Consider the following 17,664-nt stretch of genomic DNA (forward strand, 5'->3'; position numbering starts at 1 on the left):
AATATTCGTTATAATAACTTTTAAACTCAATTACAAAGACACTACAATGAAAAAAATACTTTTACTTCAAATATCACTTTTTATCTCGCTTTATGCACAGGATATGAAATCAAGCTTACAAGAGGTACTTGCAACCCATCCAGCCATACAAGAGAGATTGCAAAATTATAAAGCGACAAAAGAAGATGTATCAAGTGCTGAATCAGGCTACTATCCAAAACTTGACCTTAACCTTGGTGCAGGATATGAGAAGACGAAACGCTATAATCAAGCAGGCCATTCTCCAGATCAAACATACAGCTTCAATGTCTATCAAAACTCTTTAAAATATACACAAAATCTCTTTAATGGTCTTTCCACAACCTATCTTGTAAAAGAGCAGGAGTACAAAACATTTGCAGCAGCATACAGCTATGTAGAGAAAGTAAACACTACTTCATATGATTTTGTAAATGCATACCTTGAGGTTTTAAAAAATCGTGAACTTATGGAAACAGCACAAGAGAATGTACAGATAAATGAAAATGTACTAAATAAGGTAAGTAAGCTGTATAAATCCGGTTTTACAACACTCTCAGAAGTAGATAAAATAGAATCTTCACTTGCACTCGCAAAATCAAATCTTGTAGTGCAAGAAAATACACTTTTAGATAAAGAGTATGCATTAGAGAGAATTGTAGGACATAAAATAGACGTAAAAAATTTGACTACTACGAATAAAGCCATTAAACTACCTCAAACAAAAGAAAAAATTATTGAGTATGCTATGACACATAACCCTTCACTTTTAGTAAGTGAATGTAACAAAAAAAGTGCACAGGCAACGAATAAAGAGAGAAAAGCCGAATACTATCCAAAAATAGATATAGAGCTTTCACAATCAATGAACAAAAATCTTAGTGGTATCGAGGGAAATAATGATGCTTTTCGTGCAATGGCGTACCTCTCTTACAATATATTTAATGGTTTTAGTGACAAACATTCCATTGCAAAAAGCTTGAACCAAATAGAGCAGGAGAATCAAAATCAAAATAATATTAGACGAAAAATATTACAGACCATTAACAGCTCTTGGAGCTCACAAAAAAAACTACAAGAACAGATGGTTCATCTAAAAGAGTACCATGATTTTTCAGCAAAAACATTAGCTTTATATAGAAAAGAGTATGCACTTGGGCAGCGTTCACTTCTAGATTTACTTGCCTCTCAAAATGACCTTATAAAATCTAAAGAACAGATCATAAATACTAACTATAGTATTTTATATGCAAAATATAGACTCTTAGACGCTATGAGTGGCCTTGTAACTTCCATACTAGATAAAGAGAGTGTCTATACTAAAGTAGGGATACAAAGTGAAGGGGAACTATAAATGTTTTTAACAAATGTAGAAAACCTTAGAATGGACTCCCTGCTTGACTGTTTAGTCCTATTTACAAAACTTTACCATAAACCTTTTTCTGCAGATGCACTGATTGATGGTTTGCCAATTGAACCAGGGGCAGAAGCACCTGAACTTTTTTCAATAAATAACGCAAAGGGACTTTTTTCTCGTGCGGCTGCTAGGGCAGGACTTAAGTCATCTATAATAAGACGACCACTTTCACAAATATCTCCACTACAACTACCTATGATTATTTTACTTTCAAATCAAAATGCCTGTATTTTAGATAGATTTAGTGAAGATAAAAAGCAAGCCAAAATCATTATGCCTGCTGAAGAGCCAATTGAACAGTGGGTTGACCTTGAAGATCTTCAAGATGAATACATTGGCTATGGCTTTATGATAAAAAAAGCATTTGAGTATAGTGATGAGAATCAAAGAACACTACACCTCAAACAAAAGCACTGGTTTTGGAGTACCATTAAACTCTCTGCAGGTCTCTATAAAGATGTTTTATATGCATCACTGCTTATTAACCTTTTTGTTTTAGCAACGCCTCTTTTTACTATGAATGTTTATGATAGAGTCATACCTAACAATGCAATAGAGACGCTTTGGGTATTTGCCATCGGGGTTATCATTGTCTATCTTATTGATGCTTTTGCTAAACATTCGAGAAACTATCTACTTGAAACAGCAGCAAAGAAAAGTGACATCATTATGTCCTCCATTATCTTTGAAAAAGTTCTCTCTTTAAAAATGGCACACATTCCTCAATCTGTAGGTTCATTTGCAAATAATATAAAAGATTTTGATAGTATTCGAGGCTTTTTAACAAATGCGACTATGGCAGTACTTATTGACCTTCCTTTTACAGTAATATTTTTACTAACCATCGCTTATATTGGTGGAATCATTGCTGTTATTCCTATGATTACCATTCTTTTTATAGTAAGTTACTCATTCTTTATCACCAAACCTCTTCGCCAAAGTATTGAGTCTACACATGAGGCAAGTGCTAAAAAAAGTGCTATTCTCATAGAAGCATTAAGCAATATAGAAACCTTAAAGACCTTAGGTGTGCTGAATCAGATTCAATGGAAATGGGAAGAGTCAACAGGAGAAATAGCAAGTAAAAGTCTAAAATCACGGCTTATGTCTGCATCGATTCCAACTATTACACAGCTTCTTATTCAGCTAAATACAGTAGTTATAGTTGTTGTTGGTGTCTATAGAATAGAAAATTTTGAACTCTCTATGGGGGGATTGATTGCTATAGTTATTCTTACAGGAAGAACATTAGCACCATTGGGACAAATTGCAGCACTTATTACAAACTTTGAAGATGCAAAAACTTCTTATGCCACTATCAACGATATAATTGCACAACCAAGTGAAAGACCAGAAGGTAAACACTTTGTTCAGGCTCCTGAGTTTAAGGGAAAAATTGAATTTGTTGATGTCACTTTTAGTTATCCAAATACAGATGTACCTGCACTTAAAAATGTTTCATTTACAATTAACAATGGTGAGCATATTGCTATTATTGGACGTATAGGTTCAGGAAAAAGCACCATTCAAAAACTTATTTTAGGGCTCTATGAACCTGATGCCGGACAAATTCTTATTGATGGGATTGATATAAATCAAATAGATCCTGGAGATTTAAGAAAACATATAAGTTATGTTTCGCAAGATATTATGCTCTTTCGTGGAACCGTAAGAGAAAATATTACATTTAGAGCTTCACATGCAACTGATGGCGCTATGATACGCGCCGCACAAATCAGTACGGCAGATGAGTTCATTAAAAAACATCCTAAAGGATATGAAATGCCAGTTGGTGAGCGAGGACAAGGAATGTCTGGCGGACAGAAGCAGAGCATAGGAATTGCTCGTGCAATGCTTGTTGATACACCTATTGTAATAATGGATGAACCAAGTAATGCTATGGATCAAATAACAGAAACAAAACTTTTAGCAAATCTTGACAAAGCACTCAAAGGTAAAACCTCTATACTCGTCACACAAAAAATGAATCTCCTAAAAATTGTTGATAGGGTTATGGTCATAAATGATGGCAAGCTCATTATAGATGCACCAAAAGAAGAAGCAATTTTAAAACTACAAGCAGGAGGTTCTTCTGATGAAAAGAAATAAACCAGTAGAATACAGCGAAAAAGATTATGAATTTATGAACTCAATTAGTGCTGCTGTATTACAACAATCTCCTTCAAGAATGAGCTTAATATTAAAAATCTGGATTATAAGTATTTTAGCTTTTATTCTTTGGGCATCTTTTGCATCTATTGATGAAGTAACAAGAGGAAATGGCAAAGTCATTCCTTTTGGTCAAAATCAAGTCGTACAAAACCTTGAAGGTGGAATAGTTGAATCTATTTTAGTAAGAGAAGGTCAAAGTGTCAAAAAAGGGCAAGTTTTACTCAAAATCAACAATGCGAAATCTCTCTCAAGCAGCGAAACGAATAAAATGAAATACAATGAACTTTATGCAAAAAGGTTGCGTTTATATGCTGAAGCAAATCAACTTCCATTTCCTCAAAAATATTTCAAAGATAAGGATCTTCAACAACAAGTAGAGTTAGCACAAAAGCTCTACACATCGGACAAAATAGAAATGCTTGCCAAAGATGCTACTATCGTTAGTCAGATTGAGCAGAGAAAACAAGAGCTAAAAGAGGCAGAAGCAAAAATAAAATCTCTTAAAAAGTCGCTAGAGTTTGTCACTGAAGAGATATCAATGATGGCACCAATGGTAAAAGAGGGTGTAAAGTCTAAAGTTGAATTTTTAAAACTCAAACGCGAAGCAAATGGGATTGAAAATAAAATTGAAGCAGCAGAGCTCTCTTTACCAAGGTTAAGATCTGCTATACAAGAGTATAGAGATAAACGTATTAACTCTAAACAAGAATTCATCAATAAAGATAAACAAGAGTTAAATAAAGTATCTGCTGAACTTGAACGTATAAAAACACAACAGGTTGCATTTACAGACCAGGTAACTAGAACTCTCGTTACATCTCCAGTAGATGGAATAGTACAAAAACTTTTCATAAATACAGTTGGTGGTGTTATAAAGCCAGGACAAAATCTTTTTGAAATTGTACCAACACATGAAAAACTTTATGTTCAAATTAAAATCAAGCCACGAGATATTGCATTTATTCATCCTGGAGCAAAAGCAATGGTAAAAATTTCTGCATATGATTTTTCTATTCACGGTGGACTACAAGGCAAGGTAGTGGACATCTCTCCAGATACTATTACCGATAAAAAGGACCACACTTATTACCTTATCCATATTGAAACACAAAAAAACTATCTTGGGACAAAAAAACATCCACTTAAAATTATTCCAGGAATGACTGCTAGTGCAGATATTGTCACAGGTAAGAAAACAGTTATGCAGTACATTCTAAAACCTATTCTCAAATCAAAACAGTATGTATTTTCAGAGAGATAAGATGAAGACAATATTTTTTAGCACAGATGTAGACACCATAAATGAGTGGAAATCCCGCCACGATGTTAAAGATCTACTTGAAGTTACAAATTGTGATGCATTGCTTCAAGTATTGTCTACACTTAAAGAGTATATTATTGTAAGTGATTATGATTCAGTTTCACATAGCATAAATAAAATGCTTGCATCAAATACACTTCCTGATAAATTTATTGTTTTAGAAAAAGTTCCTGAAATCATTACAGGGAAGTCACTTATTTTAAAAGGTATTAAAGCATACGGGAATGCAAGAATGTTAAAGATTCACTACCAGCAGATGATTGAAACAGTCAAAGGTGGCAAAATATGGACATATCCTGAACTAACATTGGCTCTTGCAAAAGAGGCTAAACGCAGTAGTATCTCTGATGAGGCAGAAGCTCTTATAGAGCATCGTCTTACAGAGAAAGAAAAAGAGGTTATATATGCAATTCTAGAGGGGCTTACAAATGATGCTATAGCTAGTGAGCTCGACATCACACAGCGGACGGTTAAAGCACACATTAGTTCTATCTTCTCAAAATTACATGTAAACGATAGAGTTTCTCTGATTTTACTTCTAAAATAGACTCTAGCAGCTCTGTCTATTTTGTATTTCGGACACAGATAGCATAATTTTTATCGCACTTATCACTTGTTGATAAAAAGCCATTAGGCGCATAAACAACATAAGCATTCAACTCATCTTTTGCATCAATTTCATTGCTCCAGTAAAGAGTATTTCCCAAATGAGAAAACAGTGCATTACCTTTGCCTATTTTTGACAAGCTTTGTAATTCACTATGTGATGGCAATCTCCAATCAGAAAAGCCTGCAAACTCCATACTAGCACAATGTGCCTTTGCCATTTTCCAAATATAAAGTTTTTCACCTACTTCAGTGCTATCTTCCCACTGCAGATTCTTTTTCGTATTTATGACAGTAGCATCTTTTTTCACCCACACTTGCGCCTGAGAAACTATACTAATTAGGAATAAAAATAAGAGTATTTTAGCCATGTAGATTCCTTTTTCATTGTTTAGATTTTATTTTATTTTATTTATGCGCTAAGTATAATATATTACTGTGTAATTACTGTGCAGTCAATTTAAACTTCTCTTTATCAAAAAAGCTCTCTACTGAAATATTTTTAAAAGCTGCGTTTAGAGAAGTAAAAAGTTGTGGAAACTCCTGCTCCATTTTAGCAAGCATCTCTTTTGTGTCCGCTCTAGCATGTGGCATTTTTACATCAAAACGCATAGCTGGACATGCTTCATCGCCTATAGCTTCAATACCATTGTCTTGAACAAACGCAGTGAGTTGTCGCTCTCTCATTTGAATAAGCGGACGAATTACTATAAGTCCATTCTCTGCTCTATATTTTGGAGCTAAACTTCGCATCTGTCCATTATAGATAAAATTCATAAAAAAACTCTCAGCCGCATCATCCATATGATGTCCTAAAGCCACTTTATTGCAACCATTCTCTTTTGCTACGCCATAAAGGTATCCTCTTCGCATACGAGAAAAAAAACTACAGTATGACGAGTTTTTACGGATTTTATCTTTTGCTAGTTCATAGGTCTGTGTTTCATGTACTATATGGGGAATATCATATTTTTTACAGTGTGCAGAGAGTTTTTCAAAATTTTCACCCATACCATAACTGATGGTTACAGCCAAAAATTCAAACTTAAATGGAGCGCGTCGTTGTTGCTCTTTCATAGCATGAATCATAGTAAGAGAGTCTTTACCACCACTAAGTCCCACAAGAATTTTATCACCCTCTTGTATAAGTTCAAACTCGGCATTTGTCTTACCAAGTTTAGACATGATTTTTTTAGAAAGTTTTACTGCCATTACTTTTGTGCTAACTTATCTACCATGTTCATAACAAACGCAGCACTCTGCACTGCACTTGTCTCTAAAAATTCATCAAAGGAGAAACTAGCATCCATATCTGCTGCATCACTAATTGCACGCAAAATAAAAAATGGCACATTCAAAGCATCACAAACAACCGCAACACTAGCACCTTCCATCTCCAGTGCATCTGCACCAAAAGTATCACCTATCCAATTTTTACGTGCTTCATCTGCCACAAACTGATCACCCGTTGCTATAATACCCTCTTGAAGAGGTTTTTGCATCTCTTTTGCCACCTCATACGCCAAGCTGTTTAACTCTTTATCGCTCTCAACAAAAACAGCACCTTCAGGTACATACCCAAAAGGATGTCCAAACGCAGTGATGTCTAAATCATGTTGTGCTAGTTTTGTTGCTACTATTAAGTCACCAACTTTTAAATCAGAAGATATTGCACCAGCTACTCCAGAGAAAAGTAATTTCTTTGCACCAAAATGTTCACAGAGTGTTGCTGCGGTCAAGGTTGAGAAAACTTTTCCTATTTTTGAGTAGGCTATTACTAAGTTTAACCCTTTATATTGAGCTTCGTAGTAATTATTTCCAGCATAGGAAGTTGTTTTATACTCGCCTACTTTCTCTAAAATTGGAGCTATCTCTTCTGGCATTGCACCCATTATTGCTATTGTCATCTCTTGTATCCTATATTTCAAATGTTTTTATCTCTTTTTTAAATAGTGGAAGTTGCTTTACTATTTTGCCACTATTCTCTACCAAACAACTTCCACCCCAAAAACCAAGTCCATCTTCAAAACCTACTCTATTGACAAAAATAAGCTCTGCTTGACACTCTTTAGCTACTTGAGTAATAATCTCATACCACTTCTCTTGAATTTTTAAACCCTTTTCATAAAAGCCACGAGCAGGCGATGCAACAAGCACTATAATCAAATCAGGGTTAAGCTTTATTAACTCTTCATGAACGCTACTGTGCCATAAATCTTCGCAAATAAGCATAGATATTTTCGTACCATTACATTCAAAAGCTTCAAATCTATCTCCACCTTCAAAGTATCTCGCCTCTTCAAACATTCCATAATTTGGTAGATGAACTTTAATATGCTTAGAAATAAGCTCTCCATTACTAAAATATAGAGCTGCGTTTCTAAACAAATTTTCATCTCTTAAAGCAAGACCTACTGCTATATCTATCTCTTTACTTAACTGTATTAGTTTGTCTAACTCTTCTAGTGACCAAGCATCTTCAAATAATTTATCTTGTAAAAGATAACCACTCAAAGAGAGTTCGGGAAATACCACGAGGTCTGAACTCTCTTTTACATTTGTGATTATCTGCAAAACATCTTCTAAATTTGAACGATTTAGCTTCGGTGCAGTTTGTGCAAGTGTTACCCTCATATTATGAGCAAATTTCCTCTTTAACTTTTTCTAAAGATGCCATATCTGAAATATTTAGAGTTTTTAACTCTTTTGCAATTCTTCTGTTAAGCCCCTTTAATACAACACCATTTCCAAACTCTATAGCCATATCCACTTCAGGAGCAATAGCTTGAATTGACTGTTTGTATTTTACAGGTTTTACAAGTTGTTCTTTTAAAAGTTCTACTGCTTCTGCCTTTGTAGTATATGGTTTTGTAGTAACATTTGAGATAACTGGTGCTTCAAAATTATCTGTAATATATTTTTGCATTAACTCAGCTAAAGGAGCTTGTGCAGGCGCTAAAATATCACAATGTGAAGCTACTGACATATTTAAAAGTAGTGCTCTTTTTGCTCCAGCATCTTTAAAAATCTGCTCTAATGAAACTAAATCAGATTTCATACCAGCAACAACAAGTTGTCCATCTTGATTATAGTTTGCAGGCCAAACTTTTTTTCCTGCCTCTTGGGCATCTGCACAAATTTTTTCTACACTAGCATCATCAAGACCTACAATAGCCATCATTCCAGCATCTATTGTATCGCATGCCTCTTGCATTAGTGCACCTCGTTTATGCACAAGTTCTACTGCATCAACATAATCAATAGCACCAGTTGCACATAAAGCAGAAAATTCACCTAAAGAGTGCCCTAAAAAAAGCTCTGCTTTCACATCTGGACACTCTGCTTTAAATAGCTTATAGGCAATCATTTGTACAAGTAAAATAGCAGGTTGCGTATAAGCAGTCTGCCCAAGTTTTTCATTCTCTTGAAAAATTATTTCTTTAAAATCAACACCTATTCTATCTCCAGCTTTCTCAAACATTTCACGAGCAAGTTTTGAATTTTCATAAAAATCTTTTCCCATACCTACTGCTTGTGAACCTTGTCCTGCAAATATCATTGCTATTTTACTCATTTTCTTTCCTTTTATAAATATTGTTTATTCTCAGATATTTTTTTTCTAAGTGTGTTTCTATTTAAGCCCAGTTTATCTGAGAGTTGAAGCTGGGACTTATATTTTTTCAAACCAGCTTTAATTAATGGTGCTTCGTACAAATAGAGGAATTTTTTATAATCATTTTTAGAGCCCAGCTTGTCATAAAGATAATTTTCAAGAAGCTCCATCAAATCTCTATCCTTAATCTCCTGCAAAAGATAAGTAATCATAACTTGCCGTCTTAAAGAGTGTCCATTTTGAGATAAATCAGGCGTCATATTATCTAAAGAGCATAGCTCTTTATTTCCACCAAAAAGTCCATATGCTTCTTCTAAAAAAAGTTCTACTAAAGCAGCGACATCTTCAGCTCTTTCGCTCAAAGGTGGCAAATCAACCTTTATACTACAAAGTTCTTCAATCTCATTACTTAATATATAATTTGATGATGTGGCAATAACACGCACACTATTTTTTTTTATAGACTCTACCAATCTTTGTATATTTGGTGATAGATTAATATTGCTAATTATAATTTCATTTGAAGATTCTAATGCAGTAAGTAGCTCATCGAAATTTGATGCATCATAGACCATTGCATGGGGAAGAATAAAAGAAGCCAAAGTCTTTTTTCCAATGCCAGAGGGACCAATTATGAGTGCATTAACATTGAGTGTTTTTAAAAGACTGGCTGTCTTCTTAGCCTGCAAAGAGGCTTCAGAAGAGGTTATAAAATTAGTGACATCCACAACTGCTGCCGCCACCAGTACCACAACATCCTTCATCTTCTTGTTGATTTTCAACAGGAACACCTGAAAGAATTTCTTCAGCAGAGGCATCTCTAACATTATTGATTGCAACTGTAAACATTAACTCTTTTCCAGCCAAAGGATGGTTAAAATCAATGATAACAGTATCATCTTTAATCTCTTTAACTACAACTTGAACAGTACCGCCATCTTCACCTTGACCATAAAGAGTCATACCTTCTGTTAATTCAATTCCTGCAAATTGTTCTTTTGGAACTTCTTGAGTAGCATCAGCATTGTATTCACCATAAGCATCTGCTGGTTGTACTAAAACATCAGCTTTATCACCAATATTCATATCTTTAATTCCACTCTCTAAACCTGGAATGATTTGACCTTTACCATACATAAATACCAATGGAGCTCCGCCCATATTACTATCTACAACTTGATCTCCATCACGGACTTCATACTCTATTGAAACAACTTGATTTTCTTGAATTGACATTTTTTACCCTTATTAATTATTTTCGCGATTTTATCATAATATTATATATTATTGCTGAAAATCATACAGCTGATTTCAAATATCCAAATATCTTTTAGCCGCTCGTGCTTCTTTTGAATTTGGATATTTTTGTACAATTGCATTAAAAAATGCCTTAGCATGTTGTTTATCACCTGTTTTTGACATCGCAATTGCAGTATGTAACATTAAGTTTGGCATATATGATGCCTTCGAATACAAAGATGAACTCTTTTTAAAATAAGAAATTGCATTCTCATAATTTTTTCTTTTAAAATACATTTCACCAATCATATAATGTGAGTAAGCAGGTTTATAGTTGCGTTTAATTAAAGCTTCATAGTCAGATATTGCATTTGTATATCGCTTCTTATTATAATTAACTTTTGCTCTGTTATATAAAACAGCACTTTTAATAAAACTTTTTTTGCTTTGTGTTCGTGCCCCTCGCTTCATCTCTTTTGCAACCAGAGTTTTAAAACTATTGACATTTTTCACTAAAGCATTATAATCTGCTTTTGTTACATAATCTGTACTAATTGCATCTAATGATTTACTCAACTGTAAACTCAAAGCTTTCATCTCTTGTATTGCTTGTTTGTTTTCTTGAATGGAGAGACTTAATCTTTTTTGGTATTCATCAATATTTGTAAATGATATATCTGTAGAATGCTGTATATTTTGCAAATTAATCTTATTACTTTGTGATTTTCTGCTCAAACTTTCAATAATACTTTGAAGTCCATCAATTCTCTCTCGAAGTGAGTCTAATTGACTAGCCTGTGATTTACTCTTATTTGAAACTGTTTTGAGCTTTTTCTCTGTTTCTAGTAATACTTTTTCATTTTTCGTGAGACCATAAGGATTGCTGCTAGTGAGATCACCTGCGCCAAATGCTGAAGGCTCAGCACTCAACAATAACACAGGAGAAAGAGTTAAAAATAAAAAATAGAACTTACTAAATTTCATCTATTTGAAACTTATGGTAAAAGTTTAAAGTTAACTCTACGGTTTTTCGCCCAACACTCTTTTGTATGTGCTGTACATACAGGATTACTTTTACCGTAACTTACCATAGAAATACGAGATGCATCTATTCCATCTGCAACTAAAGCTTTCTTAACAGCATTTGCACGTCGTAATCCTAATGCGAAGTTATATTCATCACTACCCCATTCATCACAATTACCTTCTAATTTTACTTTATAATTAGATCCTACTTTTTTTCCAAGCTCTGCTGAAGCATCAATTTTTTCTTGCATTGCAGGTGTGATATTGTATTTATCAAAAGCAAAATATACAGTTGGTAATTTACTCTCAATAGAATTCATAGTAGACTCACTTGTTGATGAGTTTACTAAACTATTTTCACTTGAAACTGTTTCTGTCTCTACAGGCTGAACTTCTTGAGTTGCAGTAGATGCAACCTCTTCCACTGGATTATTATTCGCTGCTTTAGTATCTACAGCTGGTCCTTTTGAACTACATCCACTAAAAACTAATAGTGCTGCTACAACACCAGAAAGTACGATATTTTTCATACTACACATCCTTAATATTTAAAATTGGTTTATTATACCTAAAAAAGGTAATAAAATTTAATTGTTACAGTGTACTTACCAGTCCATTGATTGTATTCTTCCCGATTTTATAGGAAAAAGATAATTTTTATTAAAATTTAATCGTATTATTCCAATAGAACTTTGTCCTTTATAGTTTTTAACAAATATAATCGCATCCCCATCTTTTGAAAATTTAGGAAATTCATTTACGCCTGTGGCTGTAAGTCTACGAATAAGGTCAGTTTGCGTTGAGACTAAATGAAGATTAAAAGTATTTTGACTAAAAGCATTTGAACTCTCTCTTGCTTTATATACAATATAGTGTCCACTTGCACTACATGCGACATTACTGTTACCATAATAAACTACCTGATTTATCTCATTTGTCAATAAGTTTTTTGTAAATATCGTAGGATATCCCAGTCGAGATGAGACAAATGCTATTATATCTTTATTCATAAATTGCCCACCAACATCAATACCACTATAGGTAGTTTCTCTTTTATATGTATGTTTTTTTACATCATACAAATAGATATCGGGTTGTCCATCTTTTGCCATAGTTAATAAAAGATGATTGCCATCATTACTAACGTCTGAGCATATCATCATACCATCAGAAGAGATAATACTTTTTACAGAAGCCGTTTTAATATCTACATATTTTAAAGTAGGTTTATCATTATCTAAAGATGTATAATAAAAAGCAGTTTGTGACTGATTCGCCCATTTTGGAAAAAGATTAAAACCACCTTGAATAATTATATGTTGATATGTCAATGTATAATCAGCAATAATAATTTCACTTTTTTTAGGAGCAATAACTTTAGCAAATATGACTTTTTTCTTCATCCAACTCACAGGTTTTGCACCCATATATTCATTTATATCATAAGCAATTGCATGAGAAACAAACATATATATATCTTTTTTACTTACACGATAATTTTTAGAAAAAACTTCACTATCACCTTGCAGTAGTTTCATTTGAATATTCATCGCACCATTATCATCTTCAAATATTTTATAACGTAAAACATATTCCATATCTTTGTTACTCACCAATACCGAACTATCATTATACGCCACTACTCGATGATGTCTATCTACATTAAAAAGAGAAATTACATTTAAATCAGCAACAAGAGACTTAAAAAACCGTAGCTTAAATGTATTGTCATAGCTAATAGAGGAATCCTCAATAGCCAATGTAGGCAACGAATCTACCTTTTTAATAACTTCAATAGTTGCATCACCTGCATAAGCAATGTTAAACAATAAAAATAATAAAAATAAAATCTTCAATCTCTACTCCTTAGATATTAATGTAACAGTCGTTGTAGTCGTCTTTCCACTAGGATTAATTGGAAAAACCACATTAGTAAGTCTCTCCTTTATTCTGTCAACTTCACTATTTAAAGCTTTACTAGCAGAATAATTTAGTACTCTAAAATCAAGCATTTTACCAAAAGGGTCAAGCACAATTACAATTTTTACACGATTTCCTTCTGTATTTGGAGGAACATTAAAGTGTGCATAAACAATTGCTTGAATTTTAGCTAAATATTCATTAACCTCATTTGCAGCAGAAGTAGCATCTACAGATTCTTTTTCTTCTTTTTCCTCTAATTGTTCAACTCTTTTTTCTATCGGCTTGAGTTGATTATTCTCTTTAAGTTTAATCTGCTTTTGAATTTCGCTAATCCTCTTTGAATTCACTTTACGTTTTTTAACCTTGTGCTGAATCTTTTTAGTCCACACATCACTAAACAGATTATTAACATCAATATTTTCAGATGGAGAACTTGTAGTAGTTGCTATTTTTTTTACAGAAGATTTTGTTTTATTCACTATATTTTTCGTAGGTGAAAGAGCAATAGAAACTGATATGTAATTCTTTTTTTTAAAACCATAGGTTTTAATATCTTTTACTTGAAAAAGCATAACAACGAATACAAATAAAAAGAATATAAACAAAGACAAAGAGATGATTCCACTTATATAAAAGTATCGTTGATTATCCATTTGTTGCTAAAGAGACCTCTGTAAATCCAGCCTGCTTAACAGCTGCTAAAATCGACATCACGACACCATAATCTAAACGCTTATCTGCACTTATTAAAACAGTAGCTTTTTTATTAAGTTTATTAGAATAAAGATAGAAATTATCAATAAATGCACTTAATAAAAAATTATCTTTATTTATCTTTATATTCTTATCTTTATCAATAGTAATATGTACAGGTGGAATTTTTGAAAGTTGTTGTGTCATAGAACCTTGAGGTAATTTAATATTCTCTTCAAATATTACACTAGGAGCAATAACCATCAATATTGCGAGTAAAACAAGCATAACATCCACAAGAGGAGTTATATTTAACTCTGGTTTTTCATCCCAATCATATACCATAACACTATACCTTACGTGCTAATATCGCATCACTTTGCATTTGAAGATAACTAATAAGTTCATATGATTTTCTCTTGAGGATTTGGTGATAAGTATATGCAAATACAGCTACAAAGATTCCAGATGCAGTAGCGACTAATGCATCAGAAACCCCACTAGCTATAACATTCATTGTCCCAGATATCTGACCTATATGCGAAAAAGTATCTAATATAGAAACAACAGTACCAAACAGTCCAATAAATGGAGAAGTCGATGCAATTACAGATAAAACAGAAAGACCTTTCGTCGCTTCCTTCGTTGCCGCCAGCATACCCAGACCTAAAACTTCTTTTGAAATAACATTACTTGTTTGTAAAAAATTATTTAAAAATGAGTTTTCTTTTACAGTCGTAGCTCCTAATAAAAGTGCTTCCAAAGAGGCACTTTCACGAGAAAGCCAACTAGTAATAGAAAAATATCTATAAAAAAATACCCAATTTAACACCAAAAAGTAAACTGCTAATAAAACTAGAACACCAATGGTCACCGGATGACTTTTAAGATAAAAATCTATTAAATTATTAAACATCGGCTATATTAATCTTTGCGCTGCAGATTCAATTTTTGCTGAAACAGATGCAATAGCATTACCAGAATCAGCAATATCACTGATAAGCTTTTTAGCATTATCAAGTGCTTTTGCAATCTCTGATTCATTTTCACCACGAATTGGCGCTGCACCCTCTACAAGAATAACAACTTTTCCCTCATCAACCTGAGCTACACCCCAATTGATAACGATAGATTCGACTGATTTATCCTCTTTTTCAACATCGACAACACCAGCTTCTAACAATGTTGTTAGAGAAGCATGTCCTGCTAATACACCAAATTCCCCTTCTTCACCAGGGAGAACAACACCAATGGCATTATCATCATAGATAACACCATCTGGAGTTAGGATTTCAAGTTTAAACTTATCCATTACAGTCCTTTACTAAGCAAACGCTTATTTGTTTTTCTCATGTTTAGCGATAGCTTCATCCATACCACCAACCATATAGAAAGAGTTTTCTGACATATGATCATAATCACCATTAAGAATACCTTTAAATCCTTTAATAGTCTCTTCAAGAGATACATATTTACCAGGAGCACCTGTAAATACCTCTGCAACGAAGAATGGTTGTGACAAGAATTTCTCAATTTTACGAGCACGTTCAACAACATTTTTATCATCTTCAGAAAGTTCATCCATACCAAGAATTGCAATAATATCTTGAAGGTCTTTATACTTTTGAAGTGTTTGTTGTACACCACGAGCAGTATTATAGTGCTCATCACCTAAAATTTGCGGATCAAGTAATCTTGAGCTTGAATCAAGAGGATCAACTGCAGGATAAATACCTTTTTCAGCAATTTTACGGTTAAGAACTGTTGTTGCATCTAAGTGAGCAAAAACAGAAGCAGGAGCCGGGTCAGTCAAGTCATCTGCAGGTACATATACTGCTTGAACAGATGTAATTGAACCATTTTTAGTTGATGTAATACGATCTTGTAGAGCACCCATTTCACGAGCAAGAGTTGGTTGGTAACCAACAGCAGAAGGGATACGTCCAAGAAGCGCAGACATCTCTGAACCAGATTGTGCAAAACGGAAAATATTATCAATAAACATAAGTACATCAAGTTTTTTCTCATCACGGAAATACTCAGCCATTGTAAGACCAGTAAGTGCAATACGGTTACGTGCTCCTGGAGGCTCACTCATTTGACCATAGCACAGTGCAACTTTGTCCAGTACATTCGATTCAAGCATTTCGTGGTAAAGGTCATTTCCTTCACGAGTTCTCTCACCAACACCTGCAAAAACAGAAAGACCATCATGCCCATGTGCAACATTGTGAATAAGTTCCATGATAATAACTGTTTTACCAACACCAGCACCACCGAATAATCCAACTTTACCACCCTTAGCATAAGGAGCGAGTAAATCAACAACTTTAATACCTGTCTCAAACATCTCAGTCGTAGTTGATTGATCAACTAATGGTGGAGGAGCACGGTGAATTGACCACATTGGTGCATCTTCAACTTGATCTTTACCATCAATAGTCTCACCAATTACATTAAAGATACGTCCAAGAACTTTTTCTCCAACAGGAACTTTAATAGGTGCACCCGTAGCAGTTGCATCCATACCACGTACTAAACCTTCACTCATATCCATTGCAATCGTTCTTACACGACCATCACCTAAGTGAGCTGCAACTTCCAAAACTAAACGATGTTCACTTCCTTCTAAATTAACTTTAACTTCAATTGCTTCGTTAATTACTGGAAGATTACCATCGAAATCAACATCAACAACAGGTCCCATTACCTGGCTAATTTTTCCAATCATATTTTTCTCCATTATTTCATAGACTCCACACCACTGATAATTTCTATCAGTTCTGTAGTAATAGCAGCTTGACGTGCTTTATTAAATTGTACATTTAAACTCTTGACCATATCTTTAGCATTATTAGTAGCTGTATCCATCGCCTGCATACGTGCAGAGTGTTCAGCAGCAACTGAATCAATTAAAGAGTAGTACATATTGTAAGAAACATACTTTTTCACTAAAGAATCAAGCACTTTTTCTTCATCTTCTGCTTCAATTTCCAACATAGACTGAGACTGCACTTTTGTACAATCATAACTATTTGTATCAACAGGTAAAACCTTATTCACATGTAACTCTTGAGTTATCATGTTCTTATACCCATTGTATACAATATGAAGACCATCTATTTTCTCATCTAAATAATCTTCAATTGAAGTTTGAATAAACTCATCAGATCTTGTCTTATTAGGTTTTGAACTTAAATCAATGACTGTATCATACATTTCAACTTCATTATATTTAAAAAACTCAACACCTTTTTTACCGATACCACGTAAACGTACTTTTACATTTTTCTCTTTGTACTCTTTTAAAAGTTTATTGACTGCTTTAATAGTTTGAATATTAAAACCACCACATAAACCTTTATCAGCAGTAACAAATACAATGTCAACTATTTTTGGATTTTCAATCTGATGAAAACAACGATTTTCTAATCCTCCAACTTTGCTACATTCTATACGTCCAGCTATTTCGGCAATAACCTGATTCATTTTTTGAGCATAAAGACGAGAACGTTTTGCAAGTTCTTCTGCACGGCGAAGCTTAGCAGTCGATACAAGTTTCATCGCACGAGTCGTCTTTTGAGTGTTAGAAACACTCTTAATCTGTCTTTGAATATCTTTCAAGTTTGCCATAAA

General features: G+C 33.7%; 20 protein-coding genes. 4 read left to right on the top strand and 16 right to left on the bottom strand.

Annotated features, from left to right (window positions below):
• Window positions 1-46: 46 nt before the first annotated feature.
• The 4 genes from MV589_RS04990 to MV589_RS05005 are packed head-to-tail and all read left to right on the top strand — an operon-like array spanning window position 47 to window position 5,475.
• Window positions 47-1,372: a TolC family outer membrane protein gene (locus MV589_RS04990; RefSeq protein WP_297432647.1), complete on the top strand. Its 1,326-nt coding sequence runs from the start codon at window positions 47-49 to the stop codon at window positions 1,370-1,372.
• A complete protein-coding gene (locus tag MV589_RS04995; protein WP_297432648.1) occupies window positions 1,373-3,544 on the top strand; it encodes a type I secretion system permease/ATPase in 2,172 nt (723 codons plus the stop codon).
• On the top strand, window positions 3,531-4,868 hold the full coding sequence (locus MV589_RS05000; protein ID WP_297432649.1) for an HlyD family type I secretion periplasmic adaptor subunit: 1,338 nt from the start codon (window positions 3,531-3,533) through the stop codon (window positions 4,866-4,868). The genes MV589_RS04995 and MV589_RS05000 overlap by 14 nt, the downstream gene beginning before the upstream one ends.
• A 1-nt stretch (window position 4,869) precedes the next feature.
• Window positions 4,870-5,475, top strand: a complete 606-nt coding sequence (locus MV589_RS05005) for a response regulator transcription factor (protein WP_297432651.1) — start codon at window positions 4,870-4,872, stop codon at window positions 5,473-5,475.
• A 16-nt stretch (window positions 5,476-5,491) separates the two neighbouring features.
• On the opposite strand, the gene MV589_RS05010 is transcribed toward MV589_RS05005, so the two are convergent.
• The 16 genes from MV589_RS05010 to atpG form a co-directional block, all read right to left on the bottom strand.
• A complete protein-coding gene (locus MV589_RS05010) occupies window positions 5,492-5,905 on the bottom strand; it encodes an Lcl C-terminal domain-containing protein (protein ID WP_297432653.1) in 414 nt (137 codons plus the stop codon).
• Window positions 5,906-5,978: 73 nt separating this feature from the next.
• Window positions 5,979-6,746: a PP-loop family protein gene (locus tag MV589_RS05015; RefSeq protein WP_297432655.1), complete on the bottom strand. Its 768-nt coding sequence runs from the start codon at window positions 6,744-6,746 to the stop codon at window positions 5,979-5,981.
• Window positions 6,746-7,441, bottom strand: coding sequence for a 5'-methylthioadenosine/adenosylhomocysteine nucleosidase (locus MV589_RS05020; RefSeq protein WP_297432657.1), 696 nt, complete (start codon window positions 7,439-7,441; stop codon window positions 6,746-6,748). Before MV589_RS05020 ends, MV589_RS05015 begins: the two co-directional genes overlap by 1 nt.
• A 10-nt stretch (window positions 7,442-7,451) precedes the next feature.
• A complete protein-coding gene (locus tag MV589_RS05025) occupies window positions 7,452-8,168 on the bottom strand; it encodes a nitrilase-related carbon-nitrogen hydrolase (protein WP_297432659.1) in 717 nt (238 codons plus the stop codon).
• Between the two features lies 1 nt (window position 8,169).
• Window positions 8,170-9,108, bottom strand: coding sequence for an ACP S-malonyltransferase (fabD, locus tag MV589_RS05030; RefSeq protein ID WP_297432661.1), 939 nt, complete (start codon window positions 9,106-9,108; stop codon window positions 8,170-8,172).
• An 11-nt stretch (window positions 9,109-9,119) separates the two neighbouring features.
• Window positions 9,120-9,929, bottom strand: coding sequence for a DNA-binding transcriptional response regulator (locus MV589_RS05035; protein WP_297432663.1), 810 nt, complete (start codon window positions 9,927-9,929; stop codon window positions 9,120-9,122).
• Window positions 9,862-10,383, bottom strand: a complete 522-nt coding sequence (locus tag MV589_RS05040; RefSeq protein WP_297432665.1) for an FKBP-type peptidyl-prolyl cis-trans isomerase — start codon at window positions 10,381-10,383, stop codon at window positions 9,862-9,864. The genes MV589_RS05035 and MV589_RS05040 overlap by 68 nt, the downstream gene beginning before the upstream one ends.
• A gap of 75 nt (window positions 10,384-10,458) precedes the next feature.
• Window positions 10,459-11,370: a tetratricopeptide repeat protein gene (locus tag MV589_RS05045; RefSeq protein WP_297432667.1), complete on the bottom strand. Its 912-nt coding sequence runs from the start codon at window positions 11,368-11,370 to the stop codon at window positions 10,459-10,461.
• Window positions 11,371-11,381: 11 nt separating this feature from the next.
• Window positions 11,382-11,942: a peptidoglycan-associated lipoprotein Pal gene (pal, locus tag MV589_RS05050; RefSeq protein WP_297432668.1), complete on the bottom strand. Its 561-nt coding sequence runs from the start codon at window positions 11,940-11,942 to the stop codon at window positions 11,382-11,384.
• Window positions 11,943-12,017: 75 nt separating this feature from the next.
• Entirely contained in the window at window positions 12,018-13,268 is a 1,251-nt protein-coding gene (tolB, locus tag MV589_RS05055) for a Tol-Pal system protein TolB (protein WP_297432670.1), read from the bottom strand.
• A gap of 3 nt (window positions 13,269-13,271) precedes the next feature.
• A complete protein-coding gene (locus tag MV589_RS05060) occupies window positions 13,272-13,946 on the bottom strand; it encodes a TonB C-terminal domain-containing protein (RefSeq protein ID WP_297432672.1) in 675 nt (224 codons plus the stop codon).
• Window positions 13,947-13,980: 34 nt separating this feature from the next.
• A complete protein-coding gene (locus MV589_RS05065; RefSeq protein ID WP_297432674.1) occupies window positions 13,981-14,373 on the bottom strand; it encodes an ExbD/TolR family protein in 393 nt (130 codons plus the stop codon).
• A 4-nt stretch (window positions 14,374-14,377) separates the two neighbouring features.
• The gene (locus tag MV589_RS05070) at window positions 14,378-14,944 is read right to left on the bottom strand and encodes a MotA/TolQ/ExbB proton channel family protein (RefSeq protein WP_297432677.1); all 567 of its coding nucleotides are present in this window, start codon (window positions 14,942-14,944) and stop codon (window positions 14,378-14,380) included.
• Window positions 14,945-14,947: 3 nt separating this feature from the next.
• On the bottom strand, window positions 14,948-15,340 hold the full coding sequence (atpC, locus tag MV589_RS05075; RefSeq protein ID WP_297432679.1) for an ATP synthase F1 subunit epsilon: 393 nt from the start codon (window positions 15,338-15,340) through the stop codon (window positions 14,948-14,950).
• A 24-nt stretch (window positions 15,341-15,364) separates the two neighbouring features.
• The gene (gene atpD / locus MV589_RS05080; protein WP_297432681.1) at window positions 15,365-16,759 is read right to left on the bottom strand and encodes a F0F1 ATP synthase subunit beta; all 1,395 of its coding nucleotides are present in this window, start codon (window positions 16,757-16,759) and stop codon (window positions 15,365-15,367) included.
• An 11-nt stretch (window positions 16,760-16,770) separates the two neighbouring features.
• Window positions 16,771-17,661 carry an ATP synthase F1 subunit gamma gene (gene atpG / locus MV589_RS05085; RefSeq protein WP_297432683.1) on the bottom strand — a complete coding sequence of 297 codons (891 nt, stop codon included), beginning with the start codon at window positions 17,659-17,661 and terminating at the stop codon, window positions 16,771-16,773.
• Between the last annotated feature and the right edge of the window lie 3 nt (window positions 17,662-17,664).

The organism is Sulfurimonas sp., assembly GCF_026991475.1.
Classification (GTDB): Bacteria; Campylobacterota; Campylobacteria; order Campylobacterales; family Sulfurimonadaceae; genus Sulfurimonas.